At 59.4% G+C, this 19,022-nt stretch carries 17 protein-coding genes; 8 read left to right on the top strand and 9 right to left on the bottom strand.

Annotated features, from left to right (window positions below; all coding sequences use genetic code 11):
- Positions 1-70: 70 nt before the first annotated feature.
- From HDE77_RS10860 to HDE77_RS10870, 3 genes are all read right to left on the bottom strand, one after another.
- Positions 71-700 carry a DNA-3-methyladenine glycosylase gene (locus HDE77_RS10860; RefSeq protein ID WP_343206092.1) on the bottom strand — a complete coding sequence of 210 codons (630 nt, stop codon included), beginning with the start codon at positions 698-700 and terminating at the stop codon, positions 71-73.
- A gap of 92 nt (positions 701-792) precedes the next feature.
- On the bottom strand, positions 793-1,341 hold the full coding sequence (gene mug / locus HDE77_RS10865; RefSeq protein WP_184417345.1) for a G/U mismatch-specific DNA glycosylase: 549 nt from the start codon (positions 1,339-1,341) through the stop codon (positions 793-795).
- Between the two features lie 87 nt (positions 1,342-1,428).
- A complete protein-coding gene (locus HDE77_RS10870) occupies positions 1,429-2,214 on the bottom strand; it encodes a TetR family transcriptional regulator (RefSeq protein ID WP_255482657.1) in 786 nt (261 codons plus the stop codon).
- A gap of 24 nt (positions 2,215-2,238) precedes the next feature.
- Between HDE77_RS10870 and HDE77_RS10875 the strand changes: the two genes are divergently transcribed.
- From HDE77_RS10875 to HDE77_RS10890, 4 genes are read left to right on the top strand one after another with little or no spacing between them, the layout of a single operon-like run.
- Positions 2,239-3,351 (top strand): HlyD family secretion protein, encoded by a 1,113-nt coding sequence (locus HDE77_RS10875; protein WP_304625220.1) that lies wholly within the window; start codon positions 2,239-2,241, stop codon positions 3,349-3,351.
- Positions 3,348-4,862, top strand: a complete 1,515-nt coding sequence (locus HDE77_RS10880) for a DHA2 family efflux MFS transporter permease subunit (protein WP_184417346.1) — start codon at positions 3,348-3,350, stop codon at positions 4,860-4,862. The genes HDE77_RS10875 and HDE77_RS10880 overlap by 4 nt, the downstream gene beginning before the upstream one ends.
- A complete protein-coding gene (locus HDE77_RS10885) occupies positions 4,859-6,328 on the top strand; it encodes an efflux transporter outer membrane subunit (protein WP_184417347.1) in 1,470 nt (489 codons plus the stop codon). The genes HDE77_RS10880 and HDE77_RS10885 overlap by 4 nt, the downstream gene beginning before the upstream one ends.
- A gap of 20 nt (positions 6,329-6,348) precedes the next feature.
- Positions 6,349-7,290, top strand: a complete 942-nt coding sequence (locus tag HDE77_RS10890) for an aldo/keto reductase (protein ID WP_184417348.1) — start codon at positions 6,349-6,351, stop codon at positions 7,288-7,290.
- An 84-nt stretch (positions 7,291-7,374) separates the two neighbouring features.
- Here the strand turns inward: HDE77_RS10890 and HDE77_RS10895 are convergent, their stop codons facing one another.
- From HDE77_RS10895 to HDE77_RS10915, 5 genes are all read right to left on the bottom strand, one after another.
- A complete protein-coding gene (locus HDE77_RS10895) occupies positions 7,375-7,758 on the bottom strand; it encodes a nuclear transport factor 2 family protein (RefSeq protein ID WP_184417349.1) in 384 nt (127 codons plus the stop codon).
- A 240-nt stretch (positions 7,759-7,998) separates the two neighbouring features.
- The gene (locus tag HDE77_RS10900) at positions 7,999-9,249 is read right to left on the bottom strand and encodes an FtsX-like permease family protein (protein ID WP_255482658.1); all 1,251 of its coding nucleotides are present in this window, start codon (positions 9,247-9,249) and stop codon (positions 7,999-8,001) included.
- Positions 9,250-9,259: 10 nt separating this feature from the next.
- Entirely contained in the window at positions 9,260-10,546 is a 1,287-nt protein-coding gene (locus HDE77_RS10905) for an ABC transporter permease (RefSeq protein WP_343206093.1), read from the bottom strand.
- Between the two features lie 734 nt (positions 10,547-11,280).
- Complete coding sequence (locus HDE77_RS10910; RefSeq protein WP_184417351.1) at positions 11,281-11,529, bottom strand: hypothetical protein; 249 nt, start codon at positions 11,527-11,529, stop codon at positions 11,281-11,283.
- A gap of 148 nt (positions 11,530-11,677) precedes the next feature.
- Complete coding sequence (locus tag HDE77_RS10915; RefSeq protein WP_343206094.1) at positions 11,678-12,274, bottom strand: TetR/AcrR family transcriptional regulator; 597 nt, start codon at positions 12,272-12,274, stop codon at positions 11,678-11,680.
- A gap of 328 nt (positions 12,275-12,602) precedes the next feature.
- Here HDE77_RS10915 and HDE77_RS10920 point away from each other — a divergent pair, with 328 nt between their 5' ends.
- From HDE77_RS10920 to HDE77_RS10935, 4 genes are read left to right on the top strand one after another with little or no spacing between them, the layout of a single operon-like run.
- The gene (locus HDE77_RS10920) at positions 12,603-14,051 is read left to right on the top strand and encodes an efflux transporter outer membrane subunit (RefSeq protein WP_255482659.1); all 1,449 of its coding nucleotides are present in this window, start codon (positions 12,603-12,605) and stop codon (positions 14,049-14,051) included.
- A 20-nt stretch (positions 14,052-14,071) separates the two neighbouring features.
- Complete coding sequence (locus tag HDE77_RS10925; RefSeq protein ID WP_184417353.1) at positions 14,072-15,226, top strand: HlyD family secretion protein; 1,155 nt, start codon at positions 14,072-14,074, stop codon at positions 15,224-15,226.
- Positions 15,227-15,229: 3 nt separating this feature from the next.
- Positions 15,230-16,759 carry a DHA2 family efflux MFS transporter permease subunit gene (locus HDE77_RS10930; RefSeq protein WP_184417354.1) on the top strand — a complete coding sequence of 510 codons (1,530 nt, stop codon included), beginning with the start codon at positions 15,230-15,232 and terminating at the stop codon, positions 16,757-16,759.
- A gap of 46 nt (positions 16,760-16,805) precedes the next feature.
- Entirely contained in the window at positions 16,806-17,357 is a 552-nt protein-coding gene (locus HDE77_RS10935) for a DUF4863 family protein (RefSeq protein ID WP_184417355.1), read from the top strand.
- Between the two features lie 16 nt (positions 17,358-17,373).
- Here HDE77_RS10935 and HDE77_RS10940 read toward each other — a convergent pair whose 3' ends face one another.
- On the bottom strand, positions 17,374-19,011 hold the full coding sequence (locus HDE77_RS10940; RefSeq protein WP_221444231.1) for an MOSC and FAD-binding oxidoreductase domain-containing protein: 1,638 nt from the start codon (positions 19,009-19,011) through the stop codon (positions 17,374-17,376).
- Between the last annotated feature and the right edge of the window lie 11 nt (positions 19,012-19,022).

Here is a 19,022-nt window from a genome sequence, read left to right on the forward strand (position 1 = left end):
GGTCATTCTACGCCCGAAGGCAGCGATGAAATTACCCCCGGCGGCGCCGCATCGAGATACGGCCTGGGAGTCAGCCTCGTTGCGACGCCGTACCTGATACATAACGGCTGCCAGGCACGCTCCAGCGCCATGGGAGATCCTTGCCTTGGCTAATGCCGATACGAGTGCTGCCCACTAGATCCCTGGGCGGGGCCATGCCATCGTCGACGATCGCGAAGCCATCCCGGGGGGCTACAAGATCAATCCCGTTTTGCGCCCGGTCGATGCCCATTGCCTGAGTCAGGCGAGCGGGTCCACGGCATAGATCGCGATCATTCGCTATCCGTGGGCGGGCTGCGCGCATTTGCACGATCCCGTGCAGCGGTTCCAACGCGCGGATGAGTACACCGCATCCATCTCCCGGCGGGCCGGACACGCAGTTACAGCACCAGTGCATGCCGTAAGTGAAGTAGACATACATGTGCCCTGGCGGCCCAAACATGATGGCATTCCGCGCAGTTTTCCCTCTGTACGTATGCGACGCCGGGTCGATCGCGCCGACATAGGCCTCCACCTCCACAATACGGCCCGCGCGACCATCCGCTGATGCAAGGACCTTGTTGAGCAGTCGTGGTGCGACCGTGGTGGCAGCACGATTGTAGAAGGCGCGCGACAGGAGCTTGCCCGGCCAGAGGATCGACGAAGGTTTTTTTTCTACCACTCGAGCTCTCCCATAAGTGTCGTCAGCACATGCATGCCGCACCTTGCTGGAAACGCCGGCTGACCCGAGCGCCGTCTCGGTTGTTCGAGACTTTACCGGGGTGAAGGCTTTGCGGAGTCATCGCCATTGGCGTCGGCCACCGTGTCCAGATAAAGCTGGCGGTACGCTTCGACCAGACGGTCGAGAGCGAACGCGCGGTTTCTTCCGCTGGGGTTGGGCACCACCCAAACGGTAGCGCCTTCCATACCGTTCGGTTGTAATCCCCAGGCAATGTCGCGTCGCCCTGAAAGAGCTGAGTACGCCGCCTTACCGAGAAAGGCGACAACACGTGGCGCGTACCGGGCGATCTTCTGCTCGAACTGCACGGCAGCGGAGCTGAATTCCTCCGGCGACAGTTGATCCGCCCGTGCCGTCGGCCGTCTTACTACGGTCGTCAGACCACATCCGTACTTGAGGATCGTACGGTCTTCCTCAGGTCGAATTTCCTCAGGCGTGAAGCCGGCGAGATGCATGACGCGCCAGAACCGATTGCTTCTTCCAGCAAAATGATGTCCCGTCGCGGCCGCTGTCAATCCGGGGTTGATCCCGCAGAACATCACCTTGAGGCGTTCGGCGATGATGTCGGGCAGTTCGTCGATCACAACATGCCTCTCAAGCCTGCAATATGACTGTGCTCGATTCTAAGGCGGACCCTTGCCAAATTCGCGAATGCCGATCGCACTGACCGATCACCCGCAGATCACGCTGACCACTTTGTGTGCGAGCTTCTTTAGCTCACTCCGCGAAGTTCCCGCGCGAGCGCGGATGGCCAGCGTATGCATTGTCGCGGAGGCGAGCAGGGCGAGCGCTTTGGGATCTGCCCCCTGTTTCAAGTCGCCGACGGCACGCGCCAGTTTGAAGCGCGCCTCGAAGTCGGCATCGATCCTGCGAAAACCCTCCGCGACAATGCTCTGGATCTCGGTATCGCCTGCGGCTTCGGTAATGGCGGTTCCAACCACGAAACATCCAAGCACCTGATCGCTGCCGGAAAAGTAAATCGACAGCGCCGCGTCGTAGACCCGCGTCAACGTCTCGGCCAACGTCCCGCCGCTCCCGAAAGCCCGATCCAGCGCCGCAAATTTGAGTTCCCAGTAGTCGTTCAATGCCTTGACGTAGATCTCGTGCTTATCGCCGAACGCTGCGCGAAGACTCGGCCGGTTCATGCCGGTCGCAGCAGAAATATCGTCCAGTGAGGTACCGGAATAGCCGGTCTTCCAGAACGCCTCTGCCGCCTGCCGAAGGGCGGTTTCGGGGTCGTAGGCACGTGGCCGCCCGCGCGGCTTTTTCTCGGTATCGTCATGTTTTGTACTAGATCGCATAAAAAGCTTGCCTCCCGCGTTTCGGGAGATTATTATCCGTTCCTGTACAAAATTCAACGTACGTGGAATCAACACCCTGAGCAAGGTGATCGACCGGCCCAGGGGCCGTACCCCAGAGGAGCGCGGTTGCCGCGCATTTGTCGGTTTTCGAGTCATTCCTGCACTCAATAGGTATCTGTGATGCGCCAACAATTTGATGAAACGGTTGAGGGGCTGGGTTCGAGCGAGCACACCGGGAAGGCACGCCCGAGCATCAAGGCACGGCTGCGCCGGCCGCTGATGGTGGCCTTGCCCTTGCTGCTGGTACTGGGAGGCGGTGCCAGATATCTGCATGGCGCGCGCGACATTGCGACCGACGACGCTTTCGTGCGGGCCGCGAAGGTCTCCATCAATGCCAGGGTTCCTGGTCAGGTGGTGAAAGTCGCGGTGACGGAAAACCAGCAGGTTCGTGCGGGGCAGCTGCTGTTCCAGATAGATCCACAGCCCTACCGGATTGCAGTGGAACAGGCCGATGCGCGGCTCAGCAGCGCGCGCCTCCAGGTCGAAGCGCTCAAGGCGACTTATCGCCGGCAATTGGCGGATGTTGAATCGGCCAGGCTTTCGGCTGACTTCGACTCGCACGAATACGACCGCAAGAAGGCGCTGCTCGCCACTGATTTCGCTTCGCGCTCATCGTACGAGCAGGCCCAAACCGACCTCATGGTCGCGCGTCAGCACATTGCGTCGGCGCAGCAAGACGTGTCGAACACCATCGCAGGTTTGGATGGCGACCCGAGTATCGAGGTCGATCGGCACCCGACGGTTCGCGAGGCCAGGGCGCAACTCGATCGCGCGCGGCTTGATCTCTCCTATACCACGATCACTGCGCCGGACGATGGCGTCGTCACCAAGGTCGACGATCTGCAAGCCGGCGATTTCGTCAGCAGCGGTGCCACGGTGTTCTCGATGATGTCGAGTCGGCACATCTGGGTCGAGGCGAATTTCCGCGAAACCGGTCTGACCCATATGCGGCCAGGCCAGGCGGCGATCGTCGATGTCGACAGCTATCCGGGACACGGTTTCAAGGCACACGTGGTCAGCATCAGCCCTGGAACGGGCTCGGAATTCGCACTACTGCCACCTGAGAACGCCACCGGTAACTGGGTGAAGGTAGTGCAGCGTTTGCCCGTTCGGCTGGAGCTGGACAAAGTCGATCCGAAGTGGCCGCTGTACTCGGGCATGAGTGTCACCGCGCAGGTCGATACCCGGCAGGACGGCTTTGCGGTGAGTCGTGATGGTGGGGCGGGGAAGTGAACTCTGTCTCTGATCCACGCACCGAGGTGACAGCTCACTGGAGCCTGGTGGTGGCTGCGCTGCTTGCAACCTACATGCAGGCGATGAACATTTCGATCCCGAATGCGGCGGTGCTGCACGTGCAGGGCGGTCTGTCGATGACCGACGACGAGATCGGCTGGGTCTTTTCCTCCTACATCGCCGCAAGCGCCATCGTCATGCCGATGACGCATTGGCTCGCGGGCCGGTTTGGAAGGAAGGTGATCTTCCAGGTCTCGATCGCTCTATTCAGCCTTGCACTGATGCTCGACACGCTGGCGACGACGCCGCTGCAATTCGTATCTGCCCGCATCCTTCAAGGCGCCGCGAGCGGCACACTCGCGCCGATATCGATGGCGATCCTGCTGCATGAATTGCCTCCATTTCGCCACGGCCGCATCGGCATTGCATGGAGTGTGACGGCGCTGCTCGGGATGCTGAGTGGTCCGGCTATCGGCGGCTGGCTCGGCGAATATGTCGGGTGGCATTCCATTTTCTATATCAGTCTTCCGATGGCCGGGTTCATCGCGTTGGCGATGGGTGTCTACCTGAAGGAGAAGAAGCTGCACAAGAGTGAGCACTTCGACTTCTTTGGGCTGGCGACGTTCTCGGTAGGTATCGCCGGGCTGCAGATGTTGCTCGATCGCGGCGAACGCATGGAATGGTTTGCGTCGCCGGAGATCTGGGCCGAGGCGATCGCATCGGCGCTCGGTTTCTATCTCTATATCGTGCATGTGCTGACGAAGGACGAGCATTTCCTCAACAAGGCCTTGTTCAAGGACCGCAATTTCAGTGTTGCGACGGTGATGTTCTTCGCTTTCGGCTTCGTGCTGCTGCCGACCCTGGCGCTGACTTCGCCCATGCTGGAGGAGTTGCTCGGTTACCCGGCCGACACGGCGGGCTTCATCACCATTCCACGAGGCATTGCCCTGGTGGGTGCATTGCTGCTGACGTGGCGCGCGCCGACACGAATCGATAACCGGCTCTTGGTGATCGGCGGGTTGGCTCTCGTGGTCTACGGCAACTGGCGGATGCTTGGTTACTCGCCGTTGATGGACTGGTGGCCGGTGGTCGCAGCGGGTGCCATCCAGGGCGCGGGCCTGGGCATGATGATGCCTGCACTCACCAGGGCGGCCTTCAGCACGCTGGACCCAAGGTTTCGCGCAGAAGGCACCGTGCTGTTCAACCTGTCGCGGCTTTATGGCAGCACGATCGGCATCGCGATCGTACAGCTCTACTTTTATAGCAATACCCAGAGCATGCACCTGGCTTTGGCCAACAATCTCAGGCCGTACCGCATCGCGAGTCAGGCGGCCGGTTCTCTATCGGGACAGGGACTCGCATTGATGAACGAGCTGATTACGGGGCAGGCGGCGCTTGTCGCGGTCATTGGTCAATTCAAGCTCTTGATGATCGCCATGCTGATTGTGAGTCCGCTGGCTCTTCTCCTACGCAAGCCGCGTTCCGGCAACATTCCTGGAGTCGCAAAATGAAACTGCTTAGATCGAGTCCGTTGGGGCGCTTTGCCCGGACGGTCACCCTTGCCACCGCCACGGCTGCGCTTCTATCCGCGTGCATGGTGGGGCCGAACTTTGAAAGGCCGGCGGCGCCCCCTTCGCAACACTACGATACCCAGGCCGAACAGAAACTCGGCGGGACCAACACGACGGCTGGCGCGCCGCATGTCGAGCTCGGCAAGCGAGTGGATGGCGATTGGTGGTCAACGCTTGGTTCCGCGAAGCTTGACGAAGTGATGCATAAAGCCATCGTCGGCAATCTCGATCTGGAAGCTGCGGATGCGACGATCGCTCAGGCGAACGAAGCCGTCGCCGCCACTGCGGGTGGGTTGAGTCCACAGGTGGGGTTTGGCGCTCAGGGCGGCCGGCAGCGGGCGAGCGACGGGGGCGGCGTGGCCGCGTCCAACTTCTACTCGGTCGGGCCGCAAGTGAGTTTCGACTTCGACCTTTTCGGTGGCACAAAACGGCTGGTCGAGGAGCGTGCGGCGCTCGCCGAACTCGAAAGGCATCGATTTGACGCGGCCTACCTGACCGTGACCGGCGATGTCGCCAGCGAGGCCATTCTGTTGGCCTCCGCCCGTGCACAGATTGACGCGGTGCAGGTCCTGATCACGGATGATCAGAAGAACCTGGATCTCGTTCGCAAGGCCCATCAATTCGGCAGCAGCACGCAAGTCGATATCGCTTTGGCCACGACCCAGCTCGCGCAGGACGAGACCCTGCTACCACCGCTCGCCCAACAACGCGATGTGGCGCGGCACGCGTTGTCGATCCTAGTGGGAAAGAGCCCTGCTGACTGGTTGGCACCGAATTTCGACCTGGGCGATTTCGCGCTGCCGGAGAATGTGCCCGTCAGTCTGCCCTCCGAACTCGCTCGCGAGCGGCCGGATATTCTTGAAGCAGAAGCCCAGCTCCATGCATCAAGTGCGGCGATCGGCGTGGCAACGGCGGATATGTACCCGCACCTGACGCTCTCGGCCTCACTCACTCAGGCCGGCCCAGGCATTGGAACTCTGTGGGGACTGGCCGCCGGTTTGACCGGACCGATCTTCGATGGCGGAACACGCAAGGCGAATCGTCGCGGCTCGATCGACGGCTACAAGGCTTCCTTCGCCAGCTACCAGCAGACCGTCATCAAATCGTTCGGCCAGGTGGCGGACGTCCTGCAGGCCATCAACCATGACACCGAGGAATATGCGGCGCAGGAGCACGCATTGAGTGCTGCCGAAACAAGCCTGCGATTGAACCGGCAGGGTTATCAGGTGGGTGAAATCGGTGTGCTCCAGGTGCTCGACGCCGAGCGAGGCTACCAGCATGCCTTGATCGGCCAGATCCAGGCGAAGACAGCGCGGCATCTCGACACCGTGCAACTTTCCATTGCCCTGGGCGGCAATGCCAGTGGCGCCTTCGAGCAGAGAGTGGCGTACCGCGAGAAACAATGAACCGACAAGAGAACAGAAACATGCATACTTTTGAGCACCTTCGTCATGTCAGATTTCCGCTCATCCAGGGAGCTGGAACCATCCCGGCCGTTGGATTCGGCACTTTGATTCCGAATCCTGTGGCCGCCAAGCAAGCGATCAAAGTCGCGTTGGAAGTAGGATTCCGTCACCTCGATTGCGCCGAGCTCTACCGCAACGAAGACGTGGTCGGCGCTGCGATGCACGAGGCATTTGAAGCCGGGACGGTGAGCCGAGAGGAGCTCTTTGTCACGACCAAGCTATGGAACAACAATCATCGCCCCGAGCGAGTCAAACTCGCGTTCGAAGCAAGCATGCGTCGTCTGCAGCTCGACTACCTTGATTGCTATTTGATCCACACGCCGTTTGCCTTCCAGCCTGGCGACGAACAGTATCCGATGAACGAACAGGGCGAGCCGATCTATGACTCGGGGGTAACGCTGGTCGAGACGTGGAGAGCGATGGAGCGTCTCGTGGATGAGGGAAGGTGCAAGTCCATCGGGCTATCCGACATCACTCTGCCGAAGCTGAAGGAGATTGTCGCGATTGCGCGCATCAAGCCCGCTGTGGTGGAGGTCGAGTGCCATCCTTTTCTTCCCGAGTGGGAGCTGCTCGAATTCTGCCAGCAGCATGGGATCGTGCTGCTTGCTTTCGCGCCATTGGGACATGGCATGGAGCCCAGAATCACGGACGACCCGGTGATCAAAGCCATCGCCCAGCGTGCCGACATGACTCCGGCGCAAGTCGCGCTGGCGTGGGCTGTGCAGCGCGGTGTGGCGTTCCTCACCACGTCGACCAACCCTGCCCATATCCAGGAAAATTTCGACATTTCCTCGCTGCCTGAAAACGCCATGCGGGATATGCAGCATCGCATCACGACGAGCGTCCGACTGAACGCGGTGGTGGAGACCGGCGTGCCTGGATTTGTTCCCCGGCGTGCGTGATTGAACTGAGGTCGAGCTAGCGAGTCCAGCTGCAGCCGCGCCGTTTTTCGGCGTCGGCTGCATACTGTTGCCGGATATCGTGGATCATGCTTTGTGCTCTACCCACTGGGCACGCCAAGCCGGAGCGTCGAAGGGGTCAGCGAAGTATTGAGTCTCGTGCGAGACCTTTCCGTCGCGGAACTCCATGATGCTCACGGTGTAGGCGCGCTTGCCCTCGTAGGTAATCACATACTCGCTAACCCACAGATTGCCCGCCCCCACGATACGCCGGATCACAAACCCCGATGGTCGACCGGGGTGATGGCTACGCAGCGCTTGCAGGTTATGCCGACCGTGGATGACCTCGCCTGACTGTGGGTAGTCGCATACAGCATCATCGTGATAGATCTCATGTTCGGCAACTTGGTCACCCGCAGCGGATGCAGCCCAATGTCGATCAATGGCCATCCGAATATTCTGCTCTTCCATCATCGACCTCCTTTGAATCCATCTGCTTGTGACACCGATCCGTGCCACACATTTGTCGGCCAGGTGGCCGATCCTTAGTGCTAAATCGGGCTTACTTTCGACCTGGCCAGGTGAAACTCATGTCTTTACAAAACGCCAGCAGCCTGTCCATCTTCGCCAGAGGGATAGATCCCATCCGCTATCGACCGGATAAAACTGCAGTCAAAAGCAGATAAAAATCAGGGCTATCACTGTCGTCGTTCACACTGTGCGAATCGCGACCACGGGCGGCACCTTGGCGGCATATCGTGCCGGTCCCCATACAGCCAATTGACCAAGTAGCCACAATAGCAGCGCACCCAGCAGGGGCACGTAAAGCGGCATCCCTGGCAATTCATAGACATGCATCAGGCCGAGATTCGCAAAGAACGCAAGCAACGCTCCGAGTACGATGCCGACGCTGACGATCAGGAAATTTTCGGTATGGAAGTAGCCAAGGATATCGCCCGTTGTTGCGCCGAGTGAACGACGGATACCGATCTGTCTGCGTCGCTGGCTAACCCAGAAACTGCTCAACCCCACGATTCCGCCTGCGGTAGCCAGCAGTAGCAATCCGCTGAGGATGCTCATCAGCAACGCCACGCTACGATCGTCTGCATAAGCGCGCTCACGTTCCTGGGCCATGGTAAAGACGCCTGCTTTCGGATCGATGATGCGTACGCCGCCACGCTCTTGCAGCGCTTTCAGTGTTGCAGCGATCACCGGTTTCATGGCGGTGGAGTCGGTACGCACCAGATACACGACACCCGCTGGATCGAGATAATGCGCCGGGACCAGCACCGTATAGCCATCTAAGGGTCCGCCATGTTTGAGTGGCCCCTGCAAGCTGGCGACGATACCGGTGATGGCGGCAGGCCCATCCGGCAGGTAAACCGTTTTACCCAGGGCCGAACCATCGGGAAACAGCTTATCGGCAAGACTGCGGGTGACGATGATGCCTGGAGGAGACATCTTGTCGTCGGGGCCGATGGCGGTGATTTCATCGGGGCGAAAATTGCGCCCTGCGACGAGTGATATGCCAAGCGTATCGATTGTGTGCTCGTCGGAAGCAAAGAACGTGGCCAATTGCGCCCGCGTCTTCTGGTCCGGTTCGAGCTTCAGTCTTGTGATGATATTGGCGTTATATCCAGCCAGCGGAAACCCCTGGCTGGAAAACGCGTCACGCACGCCCGCGACATGCCGCAGGGTACCCAGATCGGCGCGAATATTCGCATCGATCTGGGCCGCATTCTGACCCATCTTCCACCCGTTGCGGATAACGAAGATATGGGTTTCGTCTGTTCCGGTGGGGCGAGACAGATGGACGATGCGCGTTGCCACGATAAACAGTGCGTTGGATGCCACCGCCAGCGTCAGCGCCACCTGCAGAACGATGAGCACGGTGGCTACCTTGTGTCGACCCAGTGCAGCAACGATCGGGCGCAGCTGCATGAATGTTCTGGTTAGTGCCATGACGGGAGCCTCAATTGATCTTGATTTGCCAGGCGGGCTGGGTTTGCGCTGCCCGCCAGGTCGGGTACAGAGCGGAAACCACCGTGGCAGCGATGGCGAGCAGCACGGTCAGTGCTATCAGCGAGGTATCCGCATGCACGAGACGTGCAATGTTCGGCTCGAAAAGTCCCTCGGCACCCCATACGCCCAGCAGTGTCAGTGCCACGCCGAACAGGCCGCCGACGAAACCCATGGTGGCTGCCTCGATCAGAAACTGCCCGTAGATGGTCACTCGCGAAGCACCCAAGGCGCGGCGAATGCCGATTTCCGGTGCTCGCCGCATGAATCGGGCAAGCATGAGTCCGACGACGTTGACCAGGACAATCAGCAGAAAGCTGGCAGAGACCAGCATGGACAAGGTGGATGTGCTGGGCGAGAGCCGCCAGTACGGTAGCCAATCCGTCAGATTGCGCAGGCGTATGTTGGGGGCCCAAGAGAAGCGCCCGAGGCGTTGCTGCTCCCCGGCATAGTTGCGCAAGTATTCGCGGTAGCGATCCACGTCGACGGGTGTAGCAAGCTCCACCCACGCATCGATCCGGTCACATTCGCTGTGCAGGTAGGCATCCCAGTGGGATGTATCCGATTGCCGTGACGCCGTCGGGCAATAAACGAAGGTGCTGTCCTTCTTCATATCGGTCGCGCGGGTGAACGGGATGTAGATATCCCCCGCGTCATCGAACGCATAGACAGTTCCATGACTGCCGGCGTCAAAAAAGCGCGGTCTCGGGTTCCAGTCCTCCAGCACACCGCCGATCAGGAAGAGTTGGCCATCCAGCCGGATCTCGCGTCCGACGCTGTTTTGTCCGGCAAACAGCGTTTCGTTCAAGTGCCGACTGATGACCGCCACGTTGGAGCGCTGTGCATCGTCATCCGCCGTCCACCCGCCGCCAAAGCGAAAAGGCACATCGAACATCGAGAAGAAGTCGGCGGTCACCGCGTCGCCACCCAGCGACGTGGCGGGGATCAATGGATTATCCGATTCCACTTGCCATTTTGTGGCATAGAGCAACGTCAGCCAGCTCGCCTTGCGTGCCCGCCACAGCGCCATCGCATCGATGTAGCTCAGCGTCTCGATTGGTTCGCCCTCATTGTTGTAGGCCGCACCAACATTGTCGATCTGCGGAATGTAAAGATGGGAAGACCTGGCGGGGAGTGGGTCGCTCGTGGTCGCACGGAAGACGGCATAGCTCACCATGCAGGCCGACACCCCGAAGGCCAGCAGCATGATCACCAGCGTGGTCAAAGCCTTGCTTCGCACGCTGCTTCGCAACGCCAACACAACGTAATACCCCCACATAACGCTCCCCCTGTGATGTCACTCGATAGTTGGAAGATGTACGGTCTGTCAATCTATCAAGCGCACTATCGTCCATGTGGTCATCGCCAATGCAGCGCCCAGGCCAATGCTGAGCAACATCAACGCGGTGAATGCCGGATTACGCTGAAACCGCGTAGTGCGAGATCATGTCGTAGCTAAACAATGTAATGCCTGTGGGATGGTTCGGAGTGCCGCACTACAGCGCCTCCCTACTTGAAGCGAATATCGTGCCAGCCATGCGATAGGCATTTTTAGGCGTTTTTTCATCGTGTTATAAATCGTCACCGCCTGAGCGCCCTGTCCGCGGACAGGGTGGCGGACACTGCGGGGACACCGCGGGGCGTATTCACGCTGGTATGCCCTGTGTCATCTGCACCGCCCGACTTTCACACATTTGCTTAATACCGTCGTCGGCGGTTCGTCTGCGCGATCTCACGACCGAAGCCGGCGCTGAACTGGCGAACGGTGACGTGGCGTTGCGTTGCAGGCTAACTGAGAACGGTTGGTCGCGAATGTCGACGTGGGGTCGACGAGCGATTTTCACTCGGGTGGTTAACTGGCTGGCGATGCTGGTCAAGTTACCCGCCGAGATGGGTCAACTGCGTCGGCATGAATGGTCAACAGAATGGCACTCCGAAGCAAAGTGGCCTATGGCCTCTTTGCAGCGTGTCCAGTCAGTACTTCAAATTCAGTTCCGGCACGTGCTTTTTGTGGTGCTCGAAGAGCTCCTGGAACTCTTCTTCTGTCAGTTCGTCGAGGGCATAGACAGCCACCGGGTCCCACGTACGGTCCGTCGCCCGCGGTTGACGTGGGCCGCCACGTAGCGAAAACAACCGCCCGTCGCGCTCAAGCAGCTCCGGGGCTTCCTCGAGTTGCTCGGTTCTCACGTTGCTGGGGGAGACAAGAAACACGGCGAAGATCATGGGAAACTCCTCGTGCAGGCGGGCTTCTACTCTATCGATCACCAGGACCGTGATTCGCCCGCGTTATTGAGCACCTCAGAGGGGAACCGTAGCAACGGTTCCTGGTGCCGGATGGGTAGCGCGACGCCAGTTTATATCCATGTGCGTGCTAAGACTTCGCCCGCACTTTGGACTTACGGAATGCCCGAAGAAAACATGCTACCGCATCATGCGCCCAGCGGTCGCGCTGCGCAGCTGAGGGGCGCGATTCGGGGTGTGTCACACATTGCATCTGTGCTTCGCCACGAACCATATTTACAAAGAGTGCCGCCGCAGCGTCACGTCCGACGCTGCTGAAGTCGAGTTCATCTTTCGACAAGGCCCCATCAAGTAATTCCGCGACAATGCCATTCATGGTGGCCGGCCCTGCAACGTAAAAGCGTCGGGCGAGTTCGGGAAATCTGGGGGCTTCCGCGACGACGACCCGGAACAGCGCCAGGGCCTCGGGCGACAGCACAGTGTCCAGATACGCACGCGCAACCTCGTCGAGAATCCATTCCAGACGGTTATCCGAGAACTTAAGTTTACGGATGGTCGAAAGATTGTGTGCGCACTCCGCCTCAATGACGGCCGTGAACAAAGCCTCCTTATTGGGATAGTGCGAGTAAACCGTTGACTTGGATACGGCGGCGGCCTGCTGAATCATATCGGTCGTCGACGCGCTAAAGCCGTGGGCAAGGAATATCTCACGGGCACCCGCAAGCACGGCCGCTGCCTTGTCCGGCGGCGACGAGACTGTCCGTAGCACGGGATTCGAGTCCGCGGTGGAGGTTGGGGGCTTACGGTGCGGGGAAGGGGGCATGGAAAGAGGTCCTTGACAGGAATCACCCTCAGCGTACCAGAAAACGTGTACCGAACCGATCGGTCCGTTTTGAGATATGAGCCGAAGTACTGCTAAAAGGCTAGTTGTTCTTGAGACTCTTGACGTACCGTACCGCTCGGTTTACCATTTCAGGATGTCGATAAGAACAGGTCTATCACCCATGCAACCTCAAACGATGGGCTCGTCATTCATGCGAGTGCTGAGGACCCACATGTTTGATGGGATCCTGAAGAGCGCGGGGTTGTTTTGCGCAGGTGTCCTGCTGTGCTCGTGCGCCGCCATCCCGCATCTCGGCCGCTTGCCGCAACCCATTCCTGTCTCGGAACTTGAAACTACGCGTAGCTTCAATACGGCTCAGGGCGACTGGCCTGCGCAGAACTGGTGGGAGTCGTTTCAGGATCCTCAGTTGGAAAAGCTCATTGGCGAGGCGTTAGACCATTCGCCGACAATGATGGAAGCGCAGGCGAGGCTACGAGAAGCGGTGGCTCAAACGGGAGAGGCTCGCTCCGCACTCTATCCAACGCTTGGCGCCAGTGCCTCGGTGACGCGGGACAAGTTGAGTTACAACAGCATTTTTCCCGCTGCCGCCGTCCCTCGTGGCTGGAACGACATGGGGCGCACCACTCTGGATTTCAGTTGGGAGTTGGATTTCTGGGGTAAGAATCGTTCAGCGCTACGCGCCGCCGTGTCAGAAGCGAACGCCGTAGAAGCTGATGCCGCGGGTGCCCGGTTGCTGCTGACGACGTCGGTGGCTGATGCCTATGTCCGGTTGCAATATTTGTTTGTGCGGCAGGACGTCGCCGCGCAGTCGCTGCGAAATCGGCAGGACTCCCTGCAGCTTGTGCAGCGACGATTCGGGCAGGGCCTGGATGCGCAGGTTTCGATCGAAGAAGCGAGTGCCCGTGTAAACCTGGCCCAGGCTGATCTGGCGGAGGCGAACGAGCAAATTGAACTTGCCCGTAACGGTATCGCCGCTCTTCTGGGCCGTGGGCCGGATCGCGGATTGGATATCACGCGTCCTCAACTCTCCGTCCGTCGCTCCGTGGGCCTCCCCTCAACCATTGAGGCTGACCTGCTGGGTAGAAAACCCGAAGTTGTTGCAGCGCGGTGGCGTGTCGAGGCAGCGGCCAAGCGGATCGGCGTTGCCAAAGCTGCTTTCTATCCCGATGTGAACCTCACCGCGTTCCTTGGCTTTGAATCGCTTGGCCTGAGCAACCTGACGTCTGCGGGCTCCAATGTGGGTGGCTTCGGCCCTGCGTTGCACCTGCCGATATTTGAAGGTGGCCGCTTGCGGGCCAACTATCGATCCGCTCGCGCTGAGTTCGATCTGGCGGTAGCCAATTACAACGAAGCGCTGACCCAGGCGCTACGTGAAACAGCAGACGCGGCACGTAGCCTGACTGCGCTGAACGACAGGCTCGTCGCGACAGATGCCGGACTGGCTCGTAGCGAAAAAGCGTATGCGCTGGCCAAAGAAAGATACGACGGCGGGTTGGCCGATTTCCAAACCGTTCTCACTGCAGAAGACGCATTGCTCCAGGCGCAAATAGCCGATACCGGCCTCCACATGCGCGGCTATTCGCTTGACATTGCTTTGGTGAAGGCCCTGGGCGGCGGCTTCGAATCCCCATCCAAGTTTCAAGAACAGGTGAAGCTGTGAACGACCATACAGATGAAGGCATGACAACGCAGCTCGGCGCCGAAGCCGGCAAGGCGCAGGCCGCGAAGCGAAAGCGCATGCTTCTTGGCCTCGGCGGCATCCTCGCACTCAGTGCCGTTGGATACGGAGCTTATCTGCTGATCTTTTCCGGCCGATCAGTTTCCACCGACAATGCCTACACCAGTGTGGAAGTGGCCGAGATCACGCCACAGATCAACGGGCCCGTAAAGCAGGTGAACGTCGTCGACACCACGGCGGTTCATGCGGGCGATGTCCTGGTCGTGCTGGATGACACCGACGCAAAGATTGCCGTAGCACATGCACAGGCAGATCTCGCGAAAGCGAAGCGACAAGTGCGTCAGATGATGGCCAACGATGTGAGCCTGGGAGGTCAAGAAGACCTCCGTACCGCAGAGATCAGTGCGGCGGACGCGGATCTTGCCAGTGCAAAGGCAGCTCTTGAAAAGGCGACGATCGACAATAAGCGCCGTCAGAACCTCGCCGAGGGCGGGGCTGTGTCGCAACAGGAATTGACCGATTCCCAAGCTCAACTCCGCGAGCGCACTGCAGCTTTCCAGCAGGCACAGGCGCGAGTGACGGTAGCTCACGCCGCGCATTCCGCGGCTAGCGGCGCTCGTCAAGCCAACGATGCGCTCATTGTCGATAGCACCGTGGATACGAACCCAGAGGTATTGGCCGCAGCAGCGCGCTTTGAGCAAACCAAGGTCGACCTGGCCCGAACCATCATTCGTGCACCGACCGACGGCATTGTCACCGAGCGGGCGGTGGACGTGGGGCAGCAGGTACAGCCTGGGAAGCGTTTGATGAGCGTGGTTCCGATTGACCGCATCTACGTCGACGCCAATTTCAAGGAAAGCCAATTGCGCAACGTTCGACCAGGCCAGGCTGTCAATGTAACGTCCGATCTCTACGGTGACTACGTGGTCTACACCGGCATTGTCGAAGGCTTTGCGGGTGGTACCGGTTCGGCCTTCTCTGCCATTCCCGCGCAGAACGCCACCGGCAACTGGATCAAGGTTGTGCAACGTTTGCCGGTGCGCATACGACTCGATCCGAAGCAGCTCGCCAAGCACACCTTGCGTGTGGGGCTCTCGATGAACGTCACGGTGGATCTGACGTCAGTCAAGGCCGACAAGTTGTCGCGTGAGGACTAGCCCATGGCTGCTCGGGAACTACAGCCGCTTGCCGGCGGCAAGTTGGCGTTCGCTGCGGTCGTGCTTTCGTTGGCGAACTTCATGGTCGTGCTTGATACCACGATCACCAACGTCGCCATGCCGACGATTTCGGGCGACCTTGGTGTATCAACCACGGAAGGAACCTGGATCATCACCGCTTACGCGGTAGCCGAGGCCATAACCATACCTTTGACGGGTTGGCTCTCAAGGCGCTTCGGTCAAGTGCGCGTTTTTACCACCGCTGTCGTCGCTTTCGTGATCTTCTCCATCTGCTGCGGCCTGGCGGGGTCACTGGGCAGCCTGGTTCTTTTTCGCGTGCTTCAGGGCCTCGCCGGTGGCCCGCTTATTCCGCTGTCTTCAACGCTGCTTCTTTCGGTATTTCCCAAACAGAAATCCAATATCGCGCTGTCGCTGTGGGGAATGATGACGGTCGTTGCGCCGATTTTCGGCCCCATTCTAGGTGGCCTTATCTCGGACAATTGGAGCTGGTCATGGATCTTCTATATCAACATAGGCTTCGGCATTTTGGTGGGTTTTGGCGCCTTGAGCGTCCTCAAGGGGCGTGAAACCAAAACCGAACGAAGCCGTATCGACGCCATGGGTCTTGCGCTTCTCGTCGTGTTTGTCACCGCTTTCCAGGTCATGCTCGACCAGGGTCGCGAGCTCGACTGGTTCTCCTCGAATCTGATCGTCGGCTGCGCGATCGTCTCGGTAGTGGCGCTGGCTCTGCTGATCATCTGGGAGCTGACCGACGCCGATCCGGTGATTGACCTGTCGGTGTTCAAATCCCGTAACTGGCTTGTCTCCACGATCGTACTGAGCCTGATGTTCGGGATCTTCTTCGGCAACATTGTGCTGACACCACTGTGGTTGCAGCAGCAGATGGGCTACACCGCCACCTGGGCGGGTTACGCGACAGCCCCCATGGGCATCCTTGCGGTGCTGAGCTCTCCGTTGATCGGCAGGCTTCTTCCCAAGGTCGATCCGCGTTGGCTGGTCAGCTATGGGATGGGTGTGCTCGCGCTCTCGTTCTTCATGCGGGCGCATCTGACTTCGCAATCCGACTTCATGTCCGTCGCTGTACCGATGTTCATTCTCGGGGCGGGCATACCTGCCTGCATCATCACCTTGACCTCGCTCGGTGTATCGGATCTGCCCCCTGAAAAGGTTGCCAATGGCGCCGGCCTGCAAAACTTTCTCAGGGTTATGTCCATGGCGATAGGTGCAACCCTTACCCAGACCTATTGGGAGCACATGAGCAAGTTCACTCGCACTGAGTTGGTCAATGCCATTGCTCCCGGTGCGCCAACCGACATAGCGATGAAAGCAGTCGATGCGGGTATCCCGCCCGAGCGTACGGCGGCTCTTTTCTCCCGCTTGGTCGACGGCCAGTCCGTGATGCTTGCGACGAATGATTTCTACGCGCTGGCAACCGTGCTGATGATTGGATCGGCGGCTCTTATCTGGTTTGTGAAGAAGCCCAAGGGACCACTCAAGAAGATCGCCCATTGAACGAATGCACGTCAGCGCATGACACTTGATCCGAGGACAAACTGAAATGTCTCAAACTCAACTCACCAGTACCAAAGACGAACTCGTTGCTCGTTTGATCCCCTTGCTGCAGGAGGTCAAGGACATGACCACGAACACCGAGGTCGAGCAATGGTTGAATGCCAAATACGGCGTTGATAGCGAGTTGTACCAGGACTTGTCGCGGCTGATTACCCTCGGCGTGGAGGAGGGCTGGGCGGCCTATGTTGAAATTGCTGGCCCGCGTTACCGTCGCTCGCAACTCCTCTTGCCCAGTGCGGAGACGTTCTTCTTCAGTGCCACAGCCGTGCTGATGGACAGTACGGATAGCTCGCAGAACAATCCCGAAGGGAGCTTCCGCGGCGGCTATCACTCGCACCCGTATGGCGAGATCAATCTGGTGGTACCACTCAGCGAAGGTGCGGCACTCGCAGGTCCGAACGGCTGGTGTTATGGCGGCTGGACAGCACCGGCACCGGGTAGCCACCACTTTCCGGAAGTGAAGGGCGGTGCAGTCATCTCGCTTAGTTTTCTGCCCGCGGGACGGATTGCGTTCGACGTCAAACCGCCGCAGTCATAAGCCGCCAAGGTGTGCCTTACAGGTCGAGCTCGACATCCGTAGTAGGGCGAGCGCAACAGATGAGTGTGTCGCCGTTCGCGGGTGCGTCGATGGGTAAGGGATCATAGAGAACTTGCCCTTCGATAAGAGCGGTCACGCACGTGTGGCACACACCGGTGCGGCAGGCCCACTTGACCGGAACGTCGCATGCCTCCGCCAGCTCCAGCAAACTTTGAACCTTGTCAGACCACCGTACAGCCAAACCGCTTCGAGTGAAGGACACCGTCGGCCCGCTACCTTGCTCTCCCTCGGGTGCGTGTGGTGGCTTCTGTGGGACTGGGGCGATCCCCGGTGTCATTGAAGTTCCGCCTCCGAACACCTCTGTGTGAATGCTGCCGCTGACGACCCCGATGCCTTTCAGGCCATCGATGAGTCCGGATAGAAACCCTGCCGGACCGCACAAGTAGAACTGTGCGGTGGTGGGGACACCAAGCTTTTGCAGCAGCGACGCACTGATGCGCTCGGAGACATCAAAGTCCCGGCCCTGCAGGTCGACAAGGCGAGGCTGGCTATAGGCAATGATGGATTTGACGTGAGGCAGTGCCTTGAGCAGCTGGAGAACCTCTGGTCTAAACGGGTGCTCCGCGCCGTTTCGGGCACCGTAGATCCAGTAGACGTCTCGATCGTTTGCCGTTCGTTGGGCGACTAGCTGATGCAGCATGCTCAGCACCGGTGTAATGCCGATCCCGGCACTAAGAAACACGATGGGCTGATCGCCTGGTTGAAGTGAGAAACTTCCGCGTGGCGCACTGACCTCAAGGCGATCACCGGCCGAAATGCTGTCGTGAAAGTAACGGCTACCATCGCCGGTGCCCCGCTTCACGCTGATGCGGTAGAAGCCGTCCTCACCGGCATTGGAGATCGAGTAGCTTCGAATGAGGGTACCCGTTCCGTTGGGATGGGGGGCGCGCAGCACGATGAATGATCCAGCCACGGGTGGGGCGAGCGCAGGCGGATCGATCGCGGTCAGGACAATCGACTTGACGTCAGCACTTTCGCTGACGACATCCGCGACCTTGAGCGTTCGGAAACCGGGCCACGCTATCGCCGCCAGGCCCCCGATTCGCGTCGAATCGTTGGCCTTTGTGAGCAAGGCATCGAACGATTGTTTCCACCCAGGGCTGAATGCAGGTTCGATGGCGGCCCGACGGAGGCGATCCTCTGGAGGCTCGGGCAGATAGAGCAAGGCATCCGCATCGACCACCGTAATCTTTTCGTGCCCTTGCTCTACTCGCACAATCTCGTCGCCCGAGCCGATCTCTCCTTCCTCGATGACCCGAAAATAGAATCCCGGACGTCGATGCGAGACGAGCAGCGCAGCCATGCGTGAGTCGCCCATTCGAATACCGACGCGATAACAAGTCACGCGTGGCTGCGACACCTCGAACAGTGCGCCACCGATCCGATATCTGTCACCAATGCAGACCTCGTCATCGGGTAGACCGTCGACCGTAAGGTTTTCCCCGAACACCCCGTACTCGCTGAGCGTTCGTTGCAGAACTTGCTCCCAATATCGATAGGAGGCCAGCTGGTAGACCATCACTGCGCGGTGGACACCTCCATGTCCCTGAAGATCGCCCTGACCGTCGCCATCGATGTTGAGTTGACGGGCCATGACCCTCCCGC

It is taken from the genome of Rhodanobacter sp. MP7CTX1, from assembly GCF_014205795.1.
Taxonomy (GTDB): Bacteria; Pseudomonadota; Gammaproteobacteria; order Xanthomonadales; family Rhodanobacteraceae; genus Rhodanobacter.